Raw genomic sequence first — 23,188 nt, forward strand, 5'->3', positions numbered from 1 at the left:
GAGCCAACCACAGGAGCGTCAACGATGACCACCGAGGCGGAGCGCACCAAAGAGCAGCTACCGGCGCCGGAGCCGATCGTCGTCCGGCCCTGGCCCGTGCGCGCCTCGGTCAAGGGCAGCGCCCTGGGCCGCATCATCCGCACCACCGACGCCAAACAAATCGGCATCCTGTACCTGGTCACGTCGTTCTTCTATTTCGCCGCGGCCGGCATCATGGCGCTGCTCATGCGCGCCGAACTCGCCCGCCCGGGCCTGCAGTTCCTCTCCAACGAGCAGTACAACCAGCTGTTCACCATGCACGGCTCGATCATGCTGCTGCTCTTCGGCACCCCGTTGGGCTTCGCGTTCGCGAACTTCCTCGTGCCGCTGCAGATCGGCGCGCCCGACGTGTCGTTCCCCCGCCTGAACGCGTTCGCCTACTGGGCGTTCGCGCTCGGCGGTCTGATGGTGCTCGCGGGCTTCCTCACCCCGGGCGGCGCCGCCGACTTCGGCTGGTTCGCCTATGCCCCGCTCAACGACTCGATCAACTCGCCGGGCGCCGGCGTCGACCTGTGGATCATGGGCTTCGTTCTGTCGGGCCTCGGGACCATCCTGGGCGCCGTGAACATCGTGACGACGATCCTGACCATGCGCGCACCGGGCATGACCATGTTCCGGATGCCGATCTTCACCTGGAACATGCTGGTCACCAGCCTCCTCGTGCTGATGGTGTTCCCGATCCTGGCCGCTGCGTTCCTGGCCCTCATGGCCGACCGGCACCTGGGCGGCCACGTCTACGACGCGGCGACGGGCGGCCCGATCCTCTGGCAGCACCTGTTCTGGTTCTTCGGCCATCCCGAGGTCTATATCCTCGCCCTACCGTTCTTCGGCATCATCACCGAGGTCATCCCGACGTTCAGCCGCAAACCGTTGTTCGGCTACAAGGGAATGGTGGGCGCGACGCTCGGCATCGCGGCGCTGTCGATGACCGTGTGGGCGCACCACATGTTCGTCACCGGCGCGGTATTGCTGCCCTTCTTCAGCTTCCTGTCCTATTTGATCGCGGTGCCCACCGGTATCAAGTTCTTCAACTGGATCGGCACGATGTGGCGCGGCCAGTTGACGTTCGAGACACCGATGCTGTTCTCGGTGGGATTCCTCGTCACGTTCCTGTTCGGTGGCCTCACCGGCGTGCTGCTCGCGAGTCCGCCCGTCGATTTCCACGTCTCCGACACGTACTTCGTGGTCGCGCATTTCCACTACGTGCTGTTCGGCACGATCGTGTTCGCCGCGTTCGCCGGCATCTACTACTGGTTCCCGAAGATGACCGGGCGGATGCTCGACGAACGTCTCGGCAAGCTGCACTTCTGGTTGACGTTCATCGGGTTCCACACCACGTTCCTCGTGCAGCACTGGCTCGGTAACGAGGGCATGCCCCGCCGGTATGCCGACTACCTGGCCAGCGACGGGTTCACCACGCTGAACACGATCTCCACGATCGGCGCGTTCGTGCTCGGGATCTCGTCGCTGCCGATCCTGTGGAACCTGTGGAAGTCGTACAAGCTCGGCCGGGTCGTGAACGTCGACGACCCGTGGGGGTTCGGCGGCTCGCTGGAGTGGGCCACGTCGTGCCCGCCGCCGCGGCACAACTTCGTCAAGCTGCCGCGGATCCGCTCGGAGCGCCCGGCGTTCGACGCCGCATACCCCCACCTCGCCCCCTGGGGCGACGAGATCACCAAAGAACAGCAGCCGACGATCAACGCGTAGCCGTCACGTCTGGAAGGGCTCGCTCGTCCTTGTGGAGCCACCACAGGGGAGGGCCCATGTTCGCTGCCTACGTCACGGTCACGATCGTCGCCGCGTTTCTCGACGGGTCCGCGGCGGTCACGTACCTGATCGGCCATGACTATCCGAAGGCCATGGTCCGGATGAAGCGCCTTCCGCTCTGGTGGATGCCGCTCCTGGGCTCCCTGCTGGCTGCGGGCTCGATCGGCCTGCTCGTCGGGTTCGCGGTGCCGTGGCTCGGCACGCTGGCCGCCGTCGGCCTGGTTCTGTACTTCGCCGGCGCGCTCGTCGCCCACCTGCGGGTGGGCTCCCGCAAGCTGGCCGGCTGGGCCGTCTTCACCAGCGTGGCCGTAGCCACGCTGGTCCTCGACCTCGCCGCGACCTAGGCGCGCCCGGTGCACCAGCCGCCCGGCGCACCAGCCGCCCGGCGCACCAGCCGCCCGGCGCACCAGCCGCTCGGCGCGCGCTACGCGTTTCGGGCGGCGGCCTCGGCTTCGAGGCCCAGCTCGGTCACGGCCGTCTCCCGCATCTCCACCTTCCGAATCTTCCCGGTGACCGTCATCGGAAAGCCGTCCACGATCTTCACGTACCGCGGAATCTTGAAGTGCGCGAGCTTGCCCGTGCAGAACGCACGGAGCGACTCGGCGGTCAACGGCGCAGCACCGGGCCGCAGCCGCACCCACGCCATCAACTCCTCGCCGTACCGGGCGTCCGGCACCCCGATCACCTGGGCGTCCACGACGTCGGGATGCGTGTAGAGGAACTCCTCCACCTCCCGCGGATACACGTTCTCCCCGCCGCGGATCACCATGTCCTTGATCCGCCCGACGATGTTCACGTACCCCTCGTCGTCCATCGTCGCCAGGTCGCCGGTGTGCATCCAGCCGGCGGCGTCGAGCACCTCGGCGGTCTTCTCCGGCTCGTTCCAGTACCCGCGCATCACCGAGTAGCCGCGGGTGCAGAACTCGCCGGTCTCGCCCCGGGCCACCGTCCGCCCGGTGGCGGGGTCGACGACCTTGATCTCCAGGTGCGGATGGACCCGCCCTACCGTCGACGTGCGCCGGTCGAGGCTGTCGTCCGCACCGGTCTGGGTGGAGACCGGGGACGTCTCGGTCATGCCGTAGCAGATCGTGACCTCGGTCATCCCCATCTCGGCGACGACCCGCTTCATCACCTCGACCGGGCACGGCGACCCGGCCATGATCCCGGTGCGCAGGCTGGACAGGTCGTACGTCGCGAAGTCGGGCAGGCTCAGCTCCGCGATGAACATCGTCGGCACCCCGTAGAGCGACGTGCAGCGCTCCTCCTGCACGGCGCGCAGCGTGGCGGCGGGGTCGAACCCGGGCGCCGGAATCACCATCGTCGCGCCGTGCGACGTCGCCCCGAGGTTGCCCATGCCCATGCCGAAGCAGTGGTAGTACGGCACCGGGATGCAGACCCGGTCGTCCTCGGTGTAACCGCAGCCCTCCCCCACGAAGAACCCGTTGTTGAGCAGGTTGTGGTGGGTGAGTGTCGCGCCCTTCGGGAAGCCCGTGGTGCCGGACGTGTACTGGATGTTGATCTCCTCGTCCGGGTCCAGGTCGTCGGGGAGCGTGCTCGGGTCGCCGGCGCGCCCGGCGTCGAGCAATGCGTCCCACGACGGGTCGCCGAGGAAGATGGTCGTCGTCAGGTCGGGGCAGTCGTCGCGGACCTGGTCGACCATCGCCCGGTAGTCGCTGGTCTTGAACTCCGGCGCCGAGATCAGCACCGAAATGCCCGCCTGCTTCAGCACGTACGCGAGCTCGTGCGTGCGGTACGCCGGGTTGATGTTGACGAGCACCGCGCCGATCTTCGCGGTGCCGTACTGGACGAACACCCACTCGGCACAGTTCGGCGCCCAGATGCCCACCCGGTCGCCTTTCGTGACGCCGAGAGCGGCCAGCCCGAGCGCGCAGGCGTCGACTTCCGCGACCAGTTGCGGGTAGGTGTAGCGACGCCCCGTGGCGCACTCGATCAACGCTTCGTGATCGCCGACACGCGCGGCGGTGCGGTCGAGGTTCGCGCCGATCGTGTCGCCGAGCAGCGGAACGGTTGAGGTTCCGCTGGAGTAGGACGGTAACTTCAGCATCGGTGCCTCCCGGTGACCTGCGCCACAGCCTCTTTCGGAACTCTTTCACGCTCGCGCGCTCCACCGGCACCGATATCAGCAAACCGGGAATTGCAGTCGGAGCGACGTTTACCGTGCGTGAATTCTGTCGATCGGCGGGCAGAAAAGCGGCCGCTTTTCGGGTCGGCTTTCCGTCAATAACTCGCCTTTGGAAAAGCACCTGAATCGGGTAAGGTTTTTGGCGGTCGCGAGCCTCATAAATGCCTGGCCGCCACGGGCGCTCCGATCTATCGTCAGCCGTTGTCCCTGGTAACGGCGGTCACTCCAATGGCTGCCCCGACGAAGTGAAGGTAAGATCTCCACATGGAGACTGTGCCTCCGGTTGTTGCCCACCCTCGACTTCCCGCAGTGCCCCTCGCGTCCGGCGCGCTGGTCCGCCGCACACAGCGCGACGCCGACCGGGACCGCGCCCGCATCATGGAAACCGCGCGCGAAGTGTTCGCCGTCTACGGGCTCGACGTCACGCTGGAGGACATCGCCGGCTTCGGTGGTTTGAGCATCCGCACCGTGCGCCGCGCGTTCCCCACCCGCGACGAGCTGATCGAGGTGCTGTTCGAGCAGGCTCTCGGCGACCTGGCCACGGCCGCCGAAGACGCCGCCGAGCACCCCGACGCGCTACTGGGCTTTCTCGGTTTCCTCAGCCAGTCGGCGCAGATGCAGGAGCGCAACTCCGGGCTCCGGATGCTGCTCCAGGGCGAGTCCACGGGCACGCAGGCCGCCGAGACGGCGCGGACACGGCTCCTCCCCGGCCTCACGCGCCTGGTCGAGCGCGCCCGCGAGTCGGGCGTCGTCCCGCCGGAAATGCAGCCGTCCGACCTGCCCGCACTGCAGTTCGTGCTGAGCAACATGACCGAGTACGCGGAGAACGTCGAGCCCGAGCTCTGGCAGCGCTATCTGGCGATCCTGCTCGACGGGTTGCAGATGCCCGGCGTCGACTGTGGTCCCGACGCGGTGGCCGGCGGTCGACTCGCGCTGGAATGACGTTCCGACTGCGGAATGACCCCCGTACTGCTCTCGCAGTACACAGAGATACGACTCACGGATCACGCGCGGAAGGCCCGGATCCCCGTAACGTCTCCGCCGTCAGCGACGACTAATTCACTGACGACGACGGGGAGCACGGTGAGCAACGTAGTGATCGGCATCGCGCTGGCGCTGCTGTCGTCAGTTGCTTACGCATCGGCGGCCGTCGTGCAGGAGCGGCTCGCGGAGTTACCGGTCAGCGGGCTGGCGAAGAACCCACGGTGGTGGATCGCGACCGCGCTCAACGGGGTGGCGGCGATCCTGCACCTGGCTGCGCTGCGTGCCGGGCCGCTCTCGCTGATCCAGGCGCTCGGGGTGTTGACGCTCCCGATGGCCGTGCCGATGGCGGCGGCCACGTGGCGCCGGCGGGTGTCGCTGCTCGAGTGGAAAGGGATCGTGTTCACGCTGGCCGGCCTCGTCGGGCTGGTGCTGCTGATCGGCTCGGCCGGTACCGGGGGCGTGCTCACGATGACGCAACTCGTCGTGTTGCTGGTGGTGACCGGTGGGGTGCTCGTCGCGCTGGAGGGGCTCAGCCGGATGCCCCGGGCGTCGCTGCTGTGGAGTGCCGCGGCCGCCGGGGTGGCGTTCGGTACGTCGTCGGCGGTGAGCCAGACGATCACCGTGCGCCTCACCGACGCGGGATTATCGGCGGTGCTGACGCCGCTCGTGCTGATCGCCGGGGCGGCGGTGGCCGTGTTGACGGTCGCGGGGCTGCTGCTCACCCAGCGGTCGTACCGCGACGGGCTCGGCGCTCCGCTGGCGGTGAGCACGATCGCGAACCCGATCGCAGCGGCGTTCATCGGAATCCTGCTGCTCGGTGACCAGATCACCGGCGGCTACCCGGGCACCGCGCTCGCCCTGGCCTGCGCCGCCGGCGCCGCCCTGGGCGTCACCCTCCTGGCCGCGTCCCCCCACGACGGCGGCCACCCGGCCGTCTCCGTGAGCGCCTCAGCGCCCGACTAGGCGTTGCGGGCGGCTTCGATCACCCGGGTGAGGGACGCGTGGAGTTGTTCCAGCTCGGTGACGTCCATGCCCAGTTGGGCGACGATCGCCGGGGGGATCAGCTCGGCCTGAGCGCGCAGGGCGGCGCCGGTGTCGGTGAGCGTCACCGCGAGCATCCGCTCGTCGCTCTTGTCGCGTTCACGGCGCACGTAGCCCGCGCTTTCGAGGCGCTTGAGCAGCGGCGAGAGCGTCCCCGGGTCGAGCTGCAGCACGTCGCTCAGCTCGCGCACCGACCGCGGGGCGCGCTCCCAGAGCGCGAGCATCACCAGGTACTGGGGATGCGTCAGCCCCATCGGCTCGAGCAGCGGCCGATAGATCGCGTTCACGGTGCGCGAGGCCACGACGAGGGCGAAACACACCTGTCGGTCCAGCGCGAGCGGATCGTGGGCAACGGTCATGTCGCAACACTACCTGCTGCACAAACCATTGGTGCACCAATGGTTGGCGTACAGTGGGTTGCATGAGCGAAGACCCGAAGCCCAAGAAGGAGCGCCGCCGCGGCGCGTGGCTGTTCCAGATCTTCGGACCGCCGACGGTCAAGGGCGCCATCCAGGGCCACAGCCCCGAAGCGCGCGAGGCCTGGAAGCGGCGCGTCGAAGAAGAACGCGCCGCCCGCCGCCGCAAGGCCTAGGCCGGGACGAGACTAAGCCGGGACAAGGACGCGGGCCCGGGCCGCGAGGGGCGCCAGGGCCAGCGCGGCAACCACGCACAACACGATCCCGACGACGAGCGCCTCACCGGGCCGCGTGGGCGCGAGCGACGCCGTCACCGCCACCCCGAGCGCCGATCCCACGTACCGCGCCGTGTTGTTCGCCCCCGACCCCATCGCGCTCCGCTCCGGCGGCACCGTGCCCACGGCCAACCGGGGCAACGTCGCGTTGATCAACCCGGCGCCGATCCCGGCCACGGCCATCCCGGGCAACATCCACCCCCACGCGTGCCCGACAGCCACCAGCGCCACGACGCTCCCGACCGCCGACAGCACGAACCCGACCCCGAGCTCCAGCCCACCGTGCTCGGTCGACCGCATCCGCCGCGCGGCCATCCCCACGAGGAAACTCGTGAACGCCCAGACGAACGCCAGCACCGCGGTGTGCGCCGCGCTCCACGCGCTCCCCCGCTGCAGCGCGGTGGGCAGGAACGTCATCGGCCCGATCACCGCGACCCCGGCCGCCAGCGCGCCGAGCGTCGCAATGAGGAACGGCGGCCGGCCGAACAGGGTCAGGTCGATCATCGGCTCGCGGGCGCGCGACTCCCGGAGCGCGAACACGCCGAACAGCACCACCGCGAGGACGATCGGCAGCACCGTGGCCGGCCGCAGCCACCCGGTGCGCCCGTTCGTGGCCCCGACCAGCAGCGCGACCAGCGCTGCCCCGAGCAGCACGATCCCCGGCAGGTCGATCCGGCGTGCCCGCGCCGCCCGCGACTCGCTCAGCACCGCCCGGGCCGCCCCCGCCAGCACGAGCCCGACCACCGCGGCGACCCAGTAGAACGTCTGCCAGCCGCCGACGTGCCCACCGGCGATCGCGAGCAACGGACCGACAGCGATCCCCAGCCCGATCATGGATCCCCAGGTAGCGGCTGCGCGTGCCCGGTGCGGCCCGGGCGGGAACGCATCGGCCACCAGCCCGAGGCCCGCCGCGAGAATGGCCGCGCCCGCGATTCCCTGCACGACACGTGCACCGACGAATACCCATGCCGTCGACGAGAGGGCGCTCGCCGCCATCCCGAGCGCCAGCCCCACGACGCCACCGACGAACACCCGGCGCCGCCCGTAGTCGTCGGCGATGCTGCCGGCCGAGAGCAGGAGCACGGCCAGCCCGAACGTGATGCCGTTGAGCACCCAGACCTGGGCCGTCGCGCTCGCGTGCAGTTCCGCGGTCAGCGTCGGCAGCACGACCGCCGGCGCGGTGTAGTCGGCGAGTGTGAGCAGCGTCGCCGCGCTGACCACCGCCAGCACCAGTTGTTCGCGGCGCCCCGTCGGCGCCTCCGTCATCGTCGTCACGGCGATGACCATACCCGAGTGAGTTCAATGAACGAACCGTAATGAGCAGCACGGTTCAGTGAACGAACCGAAGCGCTACGATGACGTCGTGGGACTCGGTAAGGACTACTCGGGCCAGAACTGCACGTTCGCCCGCACGCTCGAAATCCTCGGCGAACGCTGGACGCTGCTCGTGATCCGCGACGCGTTCTACGGCGTCCGCCGGTTCGGCGACTTCCTCGCGCACCTCGACGCACCCCGTGCCGTGCTCGCCGACCGGCTCGAGACGCTCGTCAACGCCGGCGTGCTGACGAAGCAGCGTTACCAGGATTCGCCGCCCCGCGACGAGTACGTGCTCACCGACGCCGGTACCGAGCTCTGGCCGGTGTTGTTCCAGCTGACCTCCTGGGGCAACCGGCACCTGGACTCGCCGCAGTCGCTGCGCATCTTCCGCCACGTCGGCTGCGGCGGCGTCCTGGCCGGATTCGTCGCGTGCGACGTCTGCGGCAGGACCGTGACTCCTGCCGATACGCAGGTCGAACCCGGCCCCGACACGAAGTTCCTCCGCACCGACCGGGTCAGCGTCGCCCTGCGTGAACCGCACCGACTGCTGCAGCCGCTTCAACTCGCGTGAGAAAGCCGCTACGGTCTTTTTCGGTTAGTCACGATTAACTGAGTAGCGGGGTCAGATGAGCGAGTGGGTGCCCTCGGGGCCGGCGTGGTTGTTCTGTCCGGCCGATCGGCCCGACCGGTACGGCAAGGCTGCGGCCGCCGCGGACGTCGTGATCCTCGATCTGGAGGACGCGGTCGCCGCGGACTCCAAGGACGCTGCGCGGCGCGCGCTCGCCGAGACGCCGCTCGATCCGGCGCGCACGGTCGTGCGCATCAACGCGGGCGACCCGACCTCGGACCTGAAGGCGCTCCGCGACACCCCGTACCAGCGGGTGATGCTGCCGAAGGCCGAATCCGCGGCTCAGGTTCACGCGCTTCGCCCGTTCGACGTCATCGCGCTGATCGAATCGCCGCGGGGTGCCCTCGCAGCGGCGGAACTCGCCGCCGCGGAGAACACGATCGGCCTGATGTGGGGGCCGGAGGACCTGACCGCCGCGCTCGGTGGAAGTTCCGCGCGCCATGCCGACGGGCGGTTCCGGGACGTGCACCAGCACGTCCGGTCCACGACGCTGCTGGCCGCGAAGTCGTACGGGCGGCTCGCGCTCGACACCGTGCACCTCGACATCGCCGACGTCGACGGGCAACGCGCGGAGGCCGAGGACGCGGTAGCGGTCGGGTTCGACGGGACGGTCGCGATCCATCCGTCGCAGGTTCCGGTGATCCGCGCGGCCTACACGCCCCCGGCCGGGGAGGTCGACTGGGCCCGGCGCGTCCTCGAAGCCGCCCGCACCGAACGCGGCGTGTTCCGCTTCGAAGGCCGCATGGTCGACTCCCCCGTCCTCCGCCACGCCGAAACCCTCCTCCGCCGCGCATAGCGCCCGGCCGCGGGCATCCGGCCTCGCCGAGGCCCGCCCGGACGCCGGCCGCGCGGCTCCGGCGGGACGCCGGGTGGGAGTTCGGCTCAGGTGGAGGGCTCGGCTGCCGATCGGGCGGCGAAACGTTCCGACGCCTGCGGGGGCATTTCCCGGCGTCGGGAAGGTCGGCGTCGGTGATCAGCTGGAGTCCGTGCGGCCCCGGTCACCGAGGTCTACCCACCGACCGACGTACCGACCGGTGATGCGCGTTCAGCGACCGAAGAGAGCGCTGCGCGACCAGGCCCTGGAGCGCGAGCGGGCGGTCGCGGAGGGTGCGGCCCGGCTCGCCGCGGTCAGTGACCGGGACGTCGTGCAGAGCACAGCGGTCGAGACGGCGGCGGCGATCGCTCGCAGCGGTGGCGCGAAGGGCGTCCGGGTGATGCTCGGCATCGGCCACGACCTGCGCCACGAAATCGTCGCCACGGCCGGCGAGCGCACCGCGAGCGCGATCGGTCGCACGGTGGAGTTCGACGAACTCCCCGAGCACCTGGTCGCCGCGCTCCGCCGGGGCGAGGCGATCTACCTCGAGCGGCAGGAGTCCGACCTCGCGCCGCGCCGGGGTGGAGTCCTGGTCATCCGGCTGCGCGCCGGCGGCCGCGACGTCGGCGCCCTGTCGGTGGCGGCGAACACGCCGCTCAGCCCGCAGGTGCGTGCGGCGATCAGCTCGTGGAGCAGTCAGGTGGCGGCGAGCCTGGCCGGGCTCGCGCTCACCGAGGAATTGCTGCACCGCGCGTACCACGACCCACTCACCGGCCTGGCCAACCGGGACCTGCTGCGTCAGCGCCTCGAATCGGCCCTGCACGAAGGCCACGCCGACGGCTTCACCGCGTTCCTGCTCCTCGACCTCGACCGCTTCGGTCAGATCACCGCGACGCTCGGCCCCCGCGCCGGGGACGACGTGCTGTGCGCGGTGGCCGACCGGCTGCGCAGCATGGTCGGGCCCGGCGACGTCGCCGCGCGGCTCGGCGCGGAGGAGTTCGGGCTGGTGCTCGGCGGGGTCCTGGACGCCGACGCCGCGACCGCGGTCGCAGAACGCCTGATCGGCGTGTTGCGGGCGCCGATCACCGCCGACGGTCACACGGTGACGATCGGCGGCTCGATCGGCGTCGCGCTGCGCGCTCCCGGCACCGGAGCCTCGTTCGACGAGATCGTCGACGACGCCGACGCCGCCATGGGACGCGCCCGCCAAGCCGCCGGCCCCGTGCGACGGCTGTCCGTCGCGTCGTAACTGAGTAGGGTCGCCGCACACCGACGCGAAGGAGCGGCTATGGCGGCGCTGGACTACACCGGACGGACCGTGCTGGTCACCGGCGGCACCAAGGGCATCGGGCGCGTGATCGCCGAGACGTTCGGCAAGGCCGGCGCGGACATCGTGGTGTGCGCCCGCAACGAACCCCCACAGCCCACCCCCGGCCTGTTCGTCCGGACCGACGTCCGCGACCCGGCGTCCTGCCGAGCGCTCGTCGACACCACCCTCGACCACTTCGGCCGCCTCGACGTCCTGATCAACAACGCCGGCGGCTCCCCTGACGCCGACGCCGCCACGGTCTCCCCACGCTTCTTCGAGAAGATCGTCGCGCTCAATCTGCTCGCGCCGTTCTACGTCTCCCAAGCCGCGTACGACGTCATGAAGAACCGTGGCGGGAGCATCGTCAACATCGGCAGTGTCTCGGCAACGGACCCGCAGCCGGGAACGGCGGCGTACTCCGCGGCGAAGGCCGGCTTACTCACCCTCACGAAGGCGCTGGCGCTGGAATGGGGCCCGAGCGTGCGGGTCAACCACATCACCGCGGGTCTGATCCGCACCGAGGCGGACCGCTACACGGAACAGACCGCGAGCCTGATCCCCGCCGGACGTCTCGCTGAACCCGCCGACATCGCGAACGCCTGCCTCTACCTGGGCAGCGACCTGGCTTCCTACGTCAACGGAGCCGACCTCGCCGTGCACGGCGGCGGAGAGATCCCGGCACGGTATGTCATGAATCCCTAGACAGGCGTACAGTCGGCTATCCAAACGTATAGCCGAAGGGACAACGTAGTGCCCGACCCCGACGACCTCACCGCCCGCGCCCGCATCCGGCAGGCCGCGCTGGCACAGTTCGCCGACGTCGGTTTCCAGAAAGCCACGATCCGCAGCATCGCCGCCGAGGCCGGGGTCTCCCCCGGACTGCTCCGGCACCACTTCGGGTCCAAGGAGGCGCTGCGGGACGCCGTGGACGCCTACGTCATGGACGAGATCCGCCGCGCGAACGACGACGCCTCGTCCGCGAGCAAGACCGGCAACTTCGCCTCGTCGGTCGACCGCGACGCGCTCCGGCCGTTCCAGCGCTACTTCGCTCGCGGGCTGCTGGACGGCTCACCGACGATCGCGATCATGTTCGACCAGATCGCCGCGATGACGACGCAGTGGATCGCCGCCGCGGACGAGACCCGCACCGACCAACCCCTCACCGACCACCACACCCGCGGCGCCCTGTACACCGCAATGGTCCTCGGCATCCCGCTGCTCCACGAGCACCTGTCCCGTGTGCTCGGCGTCGACATCCTCTCCGACGACGGCGACCGGCGCGTCGCGATGGCGATGCTCGACATCTACTCGCACGTCCTGATCAGCACCGAACTCGCCGAACAAGCGCGAGCCGCCCTCTACCCCGAAACTCCATAAGGGAGCCCATGATGTCCGACGCCATTTCCGTGTCGGGTCTCACCAAGAACTTCGGCCCTACCCGGGCACTCAACGGCCTCGACCTGTCCGTCCGCACCGGCGAGGTCCACGGATTCCTCGGCCCGAACGGCGCCGGGAAGACCACCACGATCCGCATCCTGCTGGGGCTGGCGCGCTCCGACGGCGGCACCGTACGCCTCCTCGACGGTGACCCGTGGAAGGACGCGACCGAACTGCACCGGCGCCTCGCCTACGTCCCGGGCGACGTCACGCTCTGGCCGAACCTCTCCGGCGGCGAGATCATCGACCTGCTCGGGCGGCTGCGCGGCGGCATCAACCCGAAGCGCCGCACCGAGCTGCTCGAACGCTTCCAGCTCGACCCGCGCAAGAAGGGCCGCGCGTACTCCAAGGGCAACCGGCAGAAAGTCGCGCTGGTCGCCGCGTTCGCGTCCGAGGCGGAACTGCTGCTGCTCGACGAGCCGACGTCCGGTCTGGACCCGCTGATGGAGGAGGTCTTCCGCGAGTCGGTGACCGAGTTCATCGCCGAGGAGGGCCGTACCGTCCTGCTCTCCAGCCACATCCTGTCCGAGGTGGAGGCGCTCGCCGACCGGGTGACGATCATCCGGGACGGGCGCGCGGTGGAGTCCGGCACGCTCACCGAACTGCGTCACCTCAGCCGGACGTCGATCCGCGCGGAGCTGGCGGCGCCGGCGACGGGCCTGGACCGTATCCACGACCTGGTGGTCCGTGGGGACCGCGTGACGTTCACGGTGGACAACGCCGACCTGGACCACGTGATGCGCCAGCTCGCCGGGATAGGGATCCGCAGCCTGGAGAGCCGCCCGCCGACGCTGGAGGAGCTCTTCCTCTCGCACTACGAGGCGGTGGCCTGATGTTTGCCGGGACTCTGACTCTGCTCCGCCTGGGCTTGCGGCTCGACCGGGTGCGCCTCCCGATCTGGGTCCTCGTGCTCGCGGTCCTGCCGGCGGCCACCGCCGCGCAGTACATGGACCTCTACCCCACCGACGCAGACATTCAGGACGTCAGCGGCATCCTCGCCAATCCCGCACTCGAGGCGATCAACGGTTCGCTGTTCTCGGTGACGCTCGGCGGGCTCACCGCGTGGAAGATCGGCGCGACCGAGTTCATCCTGGTCGCGTTGATGAGCCTGCTGACCGTCGTGCGGCACACCCGCACCGAGGAGGAGACCGGCCGCCTGGAGCTGGTCGGGTCGGCGGCGACCGGGCGGTACGCACCGCTCACCGCGGCGCTGCTCGTGGCGTCGATCGCGAATGTCGTTGCTGGTGTCCTGGTGGCCGCCTTCCTCGCCGCGACCGGGTTGGCGGTTGCGGGATCGGTCGCGTTCGGACTGGCCACCGCGGTGACCGGGCTGCTGTTCGCGGGGGTGGCCGCCGTTGCCGCGCAGCTGGTCGGAGCCGGCCGCTCCGCGACCGGAATCGCCGCCGGTGCGCTCGGTGCGGCTTATCTGTTGCGGGCGCTCGGAGATACCGGTTCGACGTGGGTGAGCTGGGTGTCTCCGCTCGGGTGGGCGATGCGGACGCGTGCCTACGCGGACGAGCGCTGGTGGGTGCCGGTGCTCTCGCTGGCCGTGTCCTTCGGGTGCGTGGGCGTGGCGTACGCGCTCGTCGAGCGCCGGGACGTGGGGGCGAGTCTGGTGCCGGAGCGGGCGGCGCCCGAAGCCGGCACGCTCGGCTCGCCGTTCGCGCTGGCGTGGCGGCTGCAGCGCGGGGTGCTGTTCGGGTGGATCGTCGCGATGGTGTTCGCCGGGGCCGTGCTGGGTGGCTCGGCGAACGGGCTGACCGATTCGGTGTCGTCGAACGAGAAACTCAACGACGTGCTGGCGCGGCTCGGTGGGGACGCCGGGATCACCGACGCGTACCTGGCCGCGGTGTTCGGGATCCTGGGGCTGACGATCGCCGCCTACACGGTGCAGGCGACGTTGCGGCTGCACTCCGAGGAGGCGTCGCAGCGCGTCGAGCCGCTGCTCGCGACGCCGGTCGGGCGCGTGCAGTGGGTCCTGAGCCATCTGGCGTTCGCGGTGCTCGGGACGCCGCTGTTGCTCGCAGTGGCCGGGCTGGCCGGTGGGGTGACGTACGGGTTGGCGACGTCGGACGTGGGCGGGCAGGTGCCCCGGCTGCTCGAGGCGGCCCTCGTGCAGACGCCCGCTGCGTGGGTGCTCGCCGGGTTCGGTGCGGCGCTGTTCGGGCTCGTGCCGCGCCTGAGCGTGCTGACCTGGGGTGGCCTCATCGCGTGCTTCGTCGCGCTCGAACTCGGCGCCCTGCTGGGGTTGAGCCAGTGGCTCATCGACGTCTCACCCTTCGCCCACATCCCCAAACTCCCAGGCGACTCCCTCCGCTTCGCACCGCTCGGGTGGCTCACGGTGGTGGCGGCGGCGCTGAGCGCCGCCGGTCTCATAGGCTTCCGCCGCCGAGACGTCGGCTGACCACCGACCAGTGTCGGCGCCCGACCCCGCCGGGGTGGTCGCGCGTCGGCGCGGCCACCCCGGCGGCGGCTCACTTCACGAACAGGTTGTTCAGGCCCGAGTTGCCGTACGGGGCGCTGAGATAGATGCCCCCGATCCTCGAGCCGTACATCGTCGTCTGCTTGTCGTAGATCGCCGGAGCGATCGGCACGATCCGCGTCATCATGTCCTTGTCGAGCGCCGCCCACCGCTTGCTCGCCTCGGTGAGGTCGGGCAGCGCCAGGATCTCGTCCATGTCCTTGTTGACCTTGTCGTCGTTCAGGTACGACAGGTTCTGGTTACCGGTCGGCGTGATCGCCCGCCCGTCGAACAGCGGCGGAATGATCGCGGCACCGCCCGGCCAGTCCGACCCCCAGCCCTGCATGTACACGTCGAACTGGTTGTCCTTCGCTCCGAGCACCGTGTAGTACTGGTCCTCGTCGACCGGCTGGATCGTCAGATCGAACCCGGCTTCCTTCATGCTGCTGCGCAGGAACGCCGCCACCGCCTGGTTGCGCTCGGTGTTCCGGTACGCGTAGGTCAGCGGTACCCGCTTACCGCCGAGCAGTTCCTTCGCCTTGGCCGGATCACCGTTCTTCCCACCGTCGTACGCGTTGTACTCCTCGTACCCGGACGTCGTCGGCGACAGGATCGTCGTCGCCGGGTCACCGGAGTACGAACCCCACACCTTCAGCAGGCCCTCGCGGTCCAGCGCGTAGTTGAACGCCTTCCGGACGTTGATGTCCTTCACCCGCTGCATGTTGAAGTCGAACATCCAGACGAACTGCGTCGTGCCGGTGAGGATCCGCTTCTTCGCGTCCGGGTTCGCGATCACCTTCGGGTAGACACTGGCCGGAACCTGCACGTCCTGGAAGGACAACCCGCTCTGCGAGGCTCCCTGGTCGGCGAGCAGCAGCTCGCTGGCCTGCTCGGCGGTGCGGGTGAAGTCGATGACGTAGCGCTCCGGGAACTGGTGCCGGATCGGGTCCGTCTTCGGGTCCCAGTTCGTGTTGCGGACCAGCGTCATCTTCTGGCCGCGCCGGTACTCCTCGATTTTGTACGGACCGGACGAGAACGGCCGGTTGTCGTACTGGACCTTGGTGTCCTTGCTCGGCGGCACCGGCGTGGTCGTCGGCAGTGCCATCGCGAACGGCGCGTCCGCGTGTGGCGTCGGGAAGTTGAAGATTATTGTTTTTGCATCGGGCACCTCGACGTTCGGCGGGATCTTCGCGCCACCGTCGTACGGACCCTTGTACTTGGCGTTGTAGTCACCGCTGCCGGCGAGCCACTGCTGGATGTAGTGCGGGCCGTTGGGCAGGTCGGGGCTGAACGAGCGGGCGACGCCGTAGGCCACGTCGTTCGCCGTGATCGCCGAGCCGTCCTCGTACTTCAGGCCGTCCTTCAGCGTGAACTTCCACGTCTTACCGCCGTTGGACTCCTCACCGGTGTTGGTGGTGAGGTCACCGACGAGCTCGAGCTTGCCGTCCCCGTTCTCGCGGTACTGCAGGAGGCTGCGGTACAGCAGGTTGGAGCCGGTCGTCTGCGACGGCACGACGTAGTTCTGCTGTGGATCGAGGTGCTCGAAGTCGCCGCTCGTGTAGATCGTGACGGTGCCGCCTGCCTTGGCGCCGGGAACATCCGGCGCGGGGCCATCGGAGTTCTCCGCCAGTACCGCGGTCTGGGTGGCGGCTTCCTGCTTCTCTTCGTCGTCGCTCTGTCCGGTGTTCTTGCTACAGCCCGCTGCCGCGAGCGCTACAGCCAGAACACCTACGGTCAAGAATCTCTCCGGTCGTCGCATCGTCGCGCGTCTCCTCCCGTGTGATCACAGGAGACGTGCGAATCAACACGGACCGCAACCGGAATTCACAGAAATAGATAACAAATAGGTTCCGGGCTCAAACCGTCGTCACGGCGAGGCGGTGGGGCATCGCGGTGCACGCGCAGTCCGGCACCGCGTACCGGGTGCGGACGAGCTCCTCGCCCTGGAGCGTCACCGCCGCCTCGAAGACGTGGAAGCCGCAGAACTCGTCGGTTCCGACGTACCGGGTGGCGAGGTCGGCGTGGGCGAGCGGACGACCGTCACCGGTGCGGACCTGCAGATCACACAGTCCACACTGGTGCAGGGCGGCCAGCGCGGCGGGCAGCTGGTCGGCACACACCACCCAGCGTGGTTGCCGGTCGGCCCGGGTCCCCGGATCGCCGTAGAGCGCGTAGACGACGTCTGGCATGGCTACCTTCTTCGGCTCGTGCGGTGCCCCCATGCCGTACACGCAGCGCGACGGCTCCCTGTTCAGAGCAGTAACGGACTCATTCGTCCCAGATTTCCCACCAGCACCAGAAGGCGTGATCCGGGCTACATCCGCTCAGCCGGGCTCCGCGCCGGCCGACCTGTAGCCATGGGTCGACGACTACAGGGGGTTGCGGTGCAGACGGGCGACGCGATGCAGGAATCCGCCGACGCGATCCGCGCGGTGGTGGAGGCGAGCGCCGACATCGAGGCGTTCGTCACGCTGCTGCACAGCGTCGCCGAACAGACCAAGCTGCTCGCGCTCAACGCCTCCGTCGAAGCCGCTCGCGCCGGTGCGGCCGGACGCGGGTTCGCCGTCGTCGCGTCCGAGGTGAAGGACCTGGCGACGCGTACCGCCGACGGCAGCGACGCGATCCGGCGCAGCGTCGACCTCCTGCGTCAGCGCGGCCAGGACGCCGAGCGCGCGTTGGCCCGGCTCGGCGGAGCGCAGCCCGACGAACGCGAGGAGTATTCGGGAAAGCCCCGTATCTCGCGCAGAGTGCATCCGGCCGTTCGTTGAGTTAGCTAGTGTGGGGCCCTTCGCGGTGGCGGAGCACGAGGGAGGGGCGGGGCCCATGTGGGGTGTGGTCCTCACAGCCGCTTTTTCCGCCAGCGCGGTCATCGGTGCCCTCACGGCCACCCTCGCGTACCGCAACCGCGCCGTCGTTCCGGCCGGCACCCCCCTGGCCGTCGCGACCGCCGGGATCGCCGGCTGGTCGGTGGCTGCCGCGATCAACGCCCACCAGGGCGATCCGGACCTGGCCCTGCCCCTCGCGACCGTCGGGGTCGCCGGGCACGCGCTGATCGTGGTGGGCTACCTGGGGCTCGCCGAGGTCTTCGCCGGTCGTCCGTGGCGTCCACGCCGCCGGGTGTTGTTGCTGCTCGGCGTCGAGCCCGTGCTCGTGGTCGTCGCGCTGGCCACCGGCGTGTTCTTCGACGGCGTCCACCGCGCCGCCGATGGTTCCTGGCAACCGGTCTTCGGCGTGGGCTACTGGCTGCATTACGTCTACTGTTACGCGCTGACCCTGAGCTGCGCGTACCGGTCGTTGCGCTACGCGTACCGGCGATCGGCGTTCACGCGCCGGGCGTCGTGCTGGCTGTTCGTCATCGCGATGCCGCCGATAGTGGTCAACCTGCTCGCGGCCCTGGTCGTGAAGAACAACGACCTGACGCTGATCGGCACCGTGATCAGTTCCGCCCTCGCGTACGGCGCACTGACCCGCAATTCGATCGAACTGCTGCCGATCGCCCGCGCGCAACTCATCGACGCACTGGCGGACGGCGTCGTCGTGATCGACCGGGACGGCTGCGTCGCGGACGCCAACGAGGCCGGCCGGGAGATGATCATCGGCACCGCGCCCTGGATCGCCGATCCGATCGGCGTGCACGTCGACTCGATCGACCCCACGTTTCCCCTGCTCACGCAGGTCGACGCGGACTTCGTGTTCGCGTCCGAGCGGCTCGGCCTGGAGCTGGAGATCCGTACCCGGGTGATCCGGGACCGCACCGGCTCGTTCGCGGGCTGGGTCATGATCGCCCGGGACGTCACCCAGTACCGCGAACAACACCGCGCCCTGGAGGCCGCGAACGACCAGCTCCGGCGACAGATCGCGACGATCGAGAGGCTCCGCGCCGACCTGGCCGAACAGGCGGTGCGCGACGCGCTCACCGGGCTGCACAACCGGCGACACCTGATGAGCGTCCTGTCCGACGCCGAGCGGAACCACACCGGTCCGCTCAGCGTCGCGCTGATCGACGTCGATCACTTCAAGCAGGTGAACGATCGCTACGGACATGCGGCAGGCGACCGGGTTCTGGTCGCGGTGGCGCACCTGCTCGCGTCCGCGGTGCGGCCGTGCGACGTGCTCGCGCGCTACGGCGGGGAGGAGTTCGTGCTGCTCTTACCTGGGTTGACCAGTGACGACGCGCACACGTGCGTCGACCGGCTGCGGTCGATCGTGGCGGGCACGCCACTGCAGGTCGCCGGCGGTTCGGTGCGGGTCAGTTTCAGCGCGGGCGTCGCCTGTGGTGACGGTCCTTTTGCTGCCGACGCCCTGCTGGAGGCGGCGGATCTCGCCCTGTACGCCGCAAAACGCAACGGTCGAGACCGAGTGGAACTGGCGACGTCGGTGTCGTAAGGGGGGCACGTCCCGTTCGACGGCGAAAGTCCACCGAAAGGCCGGTCACAGCAGAATCTTGGTTAGTGCCGGGCATGATCGTAGGGATCGGCGGACTCACGAGGAGCAAGCGGCACGTTGGAAGAGAACCGAGCACGACGGGTGGTCGACGCCCTCCGCGACCGGGGTGTGGACGCGTTTCCGGCCAAGGTCAGCGTGTACCAGTTCGGGGTGGGCGTGAACCTGTCGCAGGGGCGCCAGGCGATCTGGGATTCGGACGGTACCGCCGGCCTCGAGGCCCAGGTGATGCGCAACGGCGTGTTGGTGGGGTTCGTGCCGACGATCGAAGGGTCGGAGTACTTCGACGAGCAGCAGGCGATCGACGCGATCGTCCGCACCGACTACGACCAGCCGATCGCCCGGCGCATGGCCACCGCCCCGCCCCAGGCCGCGCCGCTCCCCCGCTCCGGGGGCGTGTTCCGCCGCTTCTTCGACGGCTTCCGCTACCGCTAGTCCCGCCCGAACGATGTGGCGTTGGGCTCGTCATAGCGAGCCCAACGGCACATCGTTCTGGGCTCGGTGCAGGACGCGTAGGGCTTGACGGTGGTGGGCGGCGGCTTCGGCGGGGCGGTGGAGCGCGCTCGCCAGGTCGCTCAGGTAGTGGGCTACCGGATGCAGCGTGAGCAGGCCGCTGCCCGCGCCGGCGAGTTCGTCCCGGGCGGGCAGGAGCGCGTCGTACAGGCGCTCCATCAGCTCGCGGTCACGGCCCCGGAGCGCGACCAGCGCGTGCAGACACGTGCGCGCCTCGTACAGGAGGTCCCGGGGCGACTCCGGCACCTCCGCAGCCTCCGCGGAGCCGGGTCCCGCCGCGTCAGGTGCGGGAGCGAGGTCGGCGTGAAGGAACGGGCGGGTCCACGGGGTGAACGAGCCGAAGTCTTCACCCGCGAACGGGGCGAGCGGCTCGCCGCGACGCGAAGCCTCGCAGAACCGCGCGAACGGCGCGATCCCCCGATCCATCCCGGACATCTCCGTCCCCCCGAGATGCACCGCGGCCGCGCGATACAAGGCCGCCGCATCCGACCGCCCGACCACCGACGCCCGCATCGCCCGGTACCAGTCGGTGAACACGGTCACCAGTGGGGACTGGTACCGCTCACCGAGCCGGTCCACGGTGTCCGCGTGCTCGTCCGCGGCGACGAAATCGGCGAGAGCGGACCGTGCCTGCATCGCGATGAGGTGCCCGAGGATCTCGAACGTCCGGAGCTCGTCCCGCGCCGAGAGCTCGACCAGCTCCGCACCGATACGAGCCCGCTCGGAAGCAAGCCCAGAGCGTCCGAATGAATGCATGAACCGGGCGTTGAGCGCGAACGCGAGCACACCGGAGTCGCCGAGCCCTCGGGCGAGGCGTTCGGCTTCGTGGGCCGCATCGGCGGCCCGGGCTCCCCCGGCGCTGCGAAGTTCCAGCGCGAGCGTGGCGAGCAGGCGGCTGCGGTCGGCGATCCGGTCGGTGGGGAGCGCCGCGAGCGTGCGCTCGGTGACCTCGGCGACGTGCCGCGCCAGCGCCGGATCGTCGGCGTCGGGCCACAGCGCCGGAGTGTCGAAGGCGGCGATCACGCGGGCGGTGAGGAGGGGGTCGCCGATCGCGTCGGCGAGATCGACCGCCTCGGCGCGGCGGGTTCGCGCGGCGGCGAGTCGGCCGGTCAAGGCCAGTGCGCGGACGGTGCCCATGACGAGGTCCAGCCGGATTCGGACGTCCCCCGCGTCATAGGCGGTGAGGGCCGCGGTCCAGTAGCGGAGGGCGTCGGCGGGGGCCGCGCGACGTTCCGCGCGTTCGGCGGCGGCGCGGGAGTAGTGGACGATGCGATCGGCTGGGTCGCCGGCCAGCAGGTAGTGGTGGGCCAGGGCTTCGACGTCGTCCGGGCGGAGGGTCTCGAGGGCCCGCGCGGCGGCGGCGTGCCAGCTCGCGCGGCGGGCGGCGGACACGTCGGACGCGAGGGCGTCACGCACCAGCGCGTGGGCGAACGCGAAGCGGTGCGGGTCGCGTTCGACGAGGAAGCCCCGGGTGGTGGCGAGGTCCACCGCGTCCAGGACCGAGTTCGCGTCGTCGGAGAGCACGGTCTGGAGTGCGGTGTCCAGGTCCGGACCGAGCACTGCGGCCTGGCGCAGGATCGCCTGTGTCGGTCCGGGCAGGGCCGCGAGCCGGTAGCGGACCACGTCCCGGACGCCCGGTGGCACAGCGGTCAGGTCGCCGTCCGCAGCGACCAGCCGCGCCAGCTCCCGGACGAAGAACGGGTTACCGCCGGTGCGGCGGTGGATCAGTGTTGCGGTGTCGGGGTCGACGCTGCGTCCGATCGTGGCGCGCACCAGCGCCGGTACGTCGCCGGCGGGGAGTCCGCCCAGGTAGACCCGGGTGGGCTCCGCGCGCGCGACCCGGCCGAGAGTCTCCGCGAGCCCCGGCGGCAGGTCCGTCGAGCGGTACGTCGCGATGATCAGTACCGGTCCGGCTGGTGGTTCGGTCACCGCGGCGGCGAGCATCCCCAGCGTCTCGGTTCCTGCCCAATGCACATCATCGACGACAATCAGCAGCGGATTGTGGCGGGCGACCGTCTCGAGCCGGTCGATCACGGCCCGATGCCGTTCGAACCGCGTGGCCGCGGCACCTGGTGCCACTTCCCGCGCTTCCGGGCGGTCCGTACCCGGGCGGGTGGTGGGGAGGGTTTCGAGGATCTGGGTCCAGGCCCAGTTGTCCGGGAGGCCGGGGTCGTCGGGGTTTGTGCCCCAGGCGGTGGTCCAGCCCTCCCTGCTGAGGTGGTCGGCGAAGGCGCTCACCAGGGCGGTCTTACCGGCACCGGCCTCGCCGGACAGGAGCACGAGCCGCGCCACCCGCCGCGCCCGCACGTCAGCGGCCGCCGCTGCCAGCTGCGAGATCTCACCCACCCGCCCCACCAGCCCCAACAGCCCCGCAGTCGCGCCCGCCAGTCCCGCCAACTCCGTCAGCCCCGCGGTCGCGTCAGCCCACCCCGTCAGCTCCGCAGTCGCGCCCATCGGGGCCGCGGTCTCGCCCATCGGGGCCGCGGTCTCGCCCATCGGCGCCGCGGTCTCGCCCATCGGGGCCGCGGTCTCGCCCGACCGCCCCGACAGCGCCGCAGTCGGGCTCGTCGTTGCTGCGGGCGCGTCTGCTTGTTCTGGGAGCGCCGTGGTGGCGCCGTCGTGGGGCGCGCGATCTGCGTTCGGTGTGGCCGCAGGGTTTGGGGTGACCGTTGGTGCGGCGTGGGCGAGGGGGTCCGGTCGCGCCAAGGTTGGCGAGTGGGCCAGGATGTCGGCTTCCAGGCGCTGGAGGTCGGGGCCCGGGTCGAGGCCGGCGCTCTCGGCGAGGACTCGTCGGGCGCGGCGGAGGGCGGCCAGTGCGTCGCTCTGGCGCCCGGAGCGGTAGAGCGCGAGCGCGAACAGTCGCCACGCCCCTTCGCGGCCCGGGCGGGCGTCCACCTGCGCCTCCAGGTCGGGCACCACCTCCGCCGGATGCCCGAGCAGCAGCAGCGCCTCCGCCCGACGCTCGAACGCCAGCAGCCGCAGCTCGTCCAGCCGAGCCGCTTCCCCCCGCGCCCACGCGAGGTCCGCGAACTCCGCATACGCGGGCCCCCGCCACTCCCCCAACGCACGATCCAACCGCTCCAGCGCCTGTTCCGCACTCTCAGTCGCCCCGGCGTCCAGCGGCGGGTCCCCGCCCACACCACCGCCCCGCGGCACGGAGCCGCCCACACCACCGCCGCCCGGCACGGAGCCGCCCACACCACCGCCGCCCGGCGCGTGGGCGGGGGTGGCGCGCGGGGTGGTCAGGAGGGCTCGGGTTGTCGTGAGGGTGGTTTCGAAGCGTAGGGCGTCTACTGCCTCGGGGGCGATCCGGAGGGCGTAGCCCCGGCCCAAGGTCACCAGTACGCTCGCGGGCGCCCGGGGCGCCCGGTCGGGCTCCAAGGACTTCCGCAGCGCCGCGACGAATGTCTGCACTGCGCCGACCGCACCCATCGGTGCAGCGGCGCCCCACATATCGTCGATCAAAGTATCAACGGGAACCATGCGGCCGCGTGCCACCAGCAAGCGGGCCAGTACCGCCCGGTGCCTGGGGCCTTTCAGGTCCAGCGGACCTGAATCGGCGTGTGCCACGAGCGGACCCAGCACACCGAACCGCAGCACG

20 protein-coding genes and 1 pseudogene are annotated in these 23,188 nt (G+C 70.3%); 15 read left to right on the forward strand and 6 right to left on the reverse strand.

The window, feature by feature from the left end:
* Positions 1-24: 24 nt before the first annotated feature.
* A complete protein-coding gene (gene ctaD, locus ACGFY5_RS34900) occupies positions 25-1,746 on the forward strand; it encodes a cytochrome c oxidase subunit I (RefSeq protein ID WP_392726982.1) in 1,722 nt (573 codons plus the stop codon).
* A gap of 56 nt (positions 1,747-1,802) precedes the next feature.
* A complete protein-coding gene (locus ACGFY5_RS34905) occupies positions 1,803-2,150 on the forward strand; it encodes a DoxX family protein (protein WP_392726984.1) in 348 nt (115 codons plus the stop codon).
* An 80-nt stretch (positions 2,151-2,230) separates the two neighbouring features.
* Here ACGFY5_RS34905 and ACGFY5_RS34910 read toward each other — a convergent pair whose 3' ends face one another.
* On the reverse strand, positions 2,231-3,871 hold the full coding sequence (locus ACGFY5_RS34910; protein ID WP_392726986.1) for an AMP-binding protein: 1,641 nt from the start codon (positions 3,869-3,871) through the stop codon (positions 2,231-2,233).
* 342 nt (positions 3,872-4,213) lie between these two features.
* On the opposite strand from ACGFY5_RS34910, the gene ACGFY5_RS34915 reads away from it, so the two are divergent.
* Positions 4,214-4,891: a TetR/AcrR family transcriptional regulator gene (locus tag ACGFY5_RS34915; protein WP_392726989.1), complete on the forward strand. Its 678-nt coding sequence runs from the start codon at positions 4,214-4,216 to the stop codon at positions 4,889-4,891.
* A gap of 141 nt (positions 4,892-5,032) precedes the next feature.
* Positions 5,033-5,896 (forward strand): hypothetical protein, encoded by an 864-nt coding sequence (locus tag ACGFY5_RS34920; protein ID WP_392726992.1) that lies wholly within the window; start codon positions 5,033-5,035, stop codon positions 5,894-5,896.
* Here ACGFY5_RS34920 and ACGFY5_RS34925 read toward each other — a convergent pair.
* Complete coding sequence (locus ACGFY5_RS34925) at positions 5,893-6,333, reverse strand: MarR family winged helix-turn-helix transcriptional regulator (protein ID WP_392726995.1); 441 nt, start codon at positions 6,331-6,333, stop codon at positions 5,893-5,895. The genes ACGFY5_RS34920 and ACGFY5_RS34925 overlap by 4 nt on opposite strands.
* A 62-nt stretch (positions 6,334-6,395) precedes the next feature.
* Here ACGFY5_RS34925 and ACGFY5_RS34930 point away from each other — a divergent pair, with 62 nt between their 5' ends.
* The gene (locus tag ACGFY5_RS34930) at positions 6,396-6,566 is read left to right on the forward strand and encodes a hypothetical protein (protein WP_392726998.1); all 171 of its coding nucleotides are present in this window, start codon (positions 6,396-6,398) and stop codon (positions 6,564-6,566) included.
* A gap of 12 nt (positions 6,567-6,578) precedes the next feature.
* Here ACGFY5_RS34930 and ACGFY5_RS34935 read toward each other — a convergent pair whose 3' ends face one another.
* On the reverse strand, positions 6,579-7,931 hold the full coding sequence (locus tag ACGFY5_RS34935) for an MFS transporter (RefSeq protein WP_392727841.1): 1,353 nt from the start codon (positions 7,929-7,931) through the stop codon (positions 6,579-6,581).
* A gap of 97 nt (positions 7,932-8,028) precedes the next feature.
* On the opposite strand from ACGFY5_RS34935, the gene ACGFY5_RS34940 reads away from it, so the two are divergent.
* The 7 genes from ACGFY5_RS34940 to ACGFY5_RS34970 all read left to right on the forward strand — a co-directional run bounded on the left by ACGFY5_RS34940 (position 8,029) and on the right by ACGFY5_RS34970 (position 14,574).
* Positions 8,029-8,553, forward strand: coding sequence for a winged helix-turn-helix transcriptional regulator (locus ACGFY5_RS34940; RefSeq protein WP_392727000.1), 525 nt, complete (start codon positions 8,029-8,031; stop codon positions 8,551-8,553).
* A gap of 55 nt (positions 8,554-8,608) precedes the next feature.
* Complete coding sequence (locus tag ACGFY5_RS34945; protein WP_392727003.1) at positions 8,609-9,406, forward strand: HpcH/HpaI aldolase/citrate lyase family protein; 798 nt, start codon at positions 8,609-8,611, stop codon at positions 9,404-9,406.
* Positions 9,407-9,647: 241 nt separating this feature from the next.
* On the forward strand, positions 9,648-10,673 hold the full coding sequence (locus ACGFY5_RS34950) for a diguanylate cyclase domain-containing protein (protein WP_392727006.1): 1,026 nt from the start codon (positions 9,648-9,650) through the stop codon (positions 10,671-10,673).
* A gap of 39 nt (positions 10,674-10,712) precedes the next feature.
* Positions 10,713-11,435, forward strand: a complete 723-nt coding sequence (locus tag ACGFY5_RS34955; protein WP_392727009.1) for an SDR family oxidoreductase — start codon at positions 10,713-10,715, stop codon at positions 11,433-11,435.
* A 48-nt stretch (positions 11,436-11,483) separates the two neighbouring features.
* Positions 11,484-12,110: a TetR/AcrR family transcriptional regulator gene (locus ACGFY5_RS34960; RefSeq protein ID WP_392727011.1), complete on the forward strand. Its 627-nt coding sequence runs from the start codon at positions 11,484-11,486 to the stop codon at positions 12,108-12,110.
* An 11-nt stretch (positions 12,111-12,121) separates the two neighbouring features.
* The gene (locus tag ACGFY5_RS34965) at positions 12,122-13,003 is read left to right on the forward strand and encodes an ATP-binding cassette domain-containing protein (RefSeq protein WP_392727012.1); all 882 of its coding nucleotides are present in this window, start codon (positions 12,122-12,124) and stop codon (positions 13,001-13,003) included.
* Entirely contained in the window at positions 13,003-14,574 is a 1,572-nt protein-coding gene (locus tag ACGFY5_RS34970) for an ABC transporter permease (RefSeq protein ID WP_392727015.1), read from the forward strand. Before ACGFY5_RS34965 ends, ACGFY5_RS34970 begins: the two co-directional genes overlap by 1 nt.
* Before the next feature lie 70 nt (positions 14,575-14,644).
* Here ACGFY5_RS34970 and ACGFY5_RS34975 read toward each other — a convergent pair whose 3' ends face one another.
* Together ACGFY5_RS34975 and ACGFY5_RS34980 are read right to left on the reverse strand one after the other, a co-directional pair.
* Entirely contained in the window at positions 14,645-16,369 is a 1,725-nt protein-coding gene (locus tag ACGFY5_RS34975) for an ABC transporter substrate-binding protein (protein ID WP_392727016.1), read from the reverse strand.
* Between the two features lie 118 nt (positions 16,370-16,487).
* A complete protein-coding gene (locus ACGFY5_RS34980) occupies positions 16,488-16,820 on the reverse strand; it encodes a hypothetical protein (protein WP_392727019.1) in 333 nt (110 codons plus the stop codon).
* 213 nt (positions 16,821-17,033) lie between these two features.
* On the opposite strand from ACGFY5_RS34980, the pseudogene ACGFY5_RS34985 reads away from it, so the two are divergent.
* The 3 genes and pseudogenes from ACGFY5_RS34985 to ACGFY5_RS34995 all read left to right on the forward strand — a co-directional run.
* Positions 17,034-17,238: pseudogene (locus ACGFY5_RS34985) on the forward strand (methyl-accepting chemotaxis protein); the annotation flags it as partial.
* A 216-nt stretch (positions 17,239-17,454) separates the two neighbouring features.
* Positions 17,455-19,017, forward strand: coding sequence for a diguanylate cyclase (locus ACGFY5_RS34990; RefSeq protein WP_392727021.1), 1,563 nt, complete (start codon positions 17,455-17,457; stop codon positions 19,015-19,017).
* 117 nt (positions 19,018-19,134) lie between these two features.
* Positions 19,135-19,509, forward strand: a complete 375-nt coding sequence (locus ACGFY5_RS34995) for a hypothetical protein (protein ID WP_392727024.1) — start codon at positions 19,135-19,137, stop codon at positions 19,507-19,509.
* 30 nt (positions 19,510-19,539) lie between these two features.
* On the opposite strand, the gene ACGFY5_RS35000 is transcribed toward ACGFY5_RS34995, so the two are convergent.
* Positions 19,540-23,187, reverse strand: coding sequence for a BTAD domain-containing putative transcriptional regulator (locus ACGFY5_RS35000; protein WP_392727025.1), 3,648 nt, complete (start codon positions 23,185-23,187; stop codon positions 19,540-19,542).
* Position 23,188 lies beyond the last annotated feature (1 nt).

It is taken from the genome of Cryptosporangium sp. NPDC048952 (genome assembly GCF_043197895.1).
Classification (GTDB): domain Bacteria; phylum Actinomycetota; class Actinomycetes; order Mycobacteriales; family Cryptosporangiaceae; genus Cryptosporangium.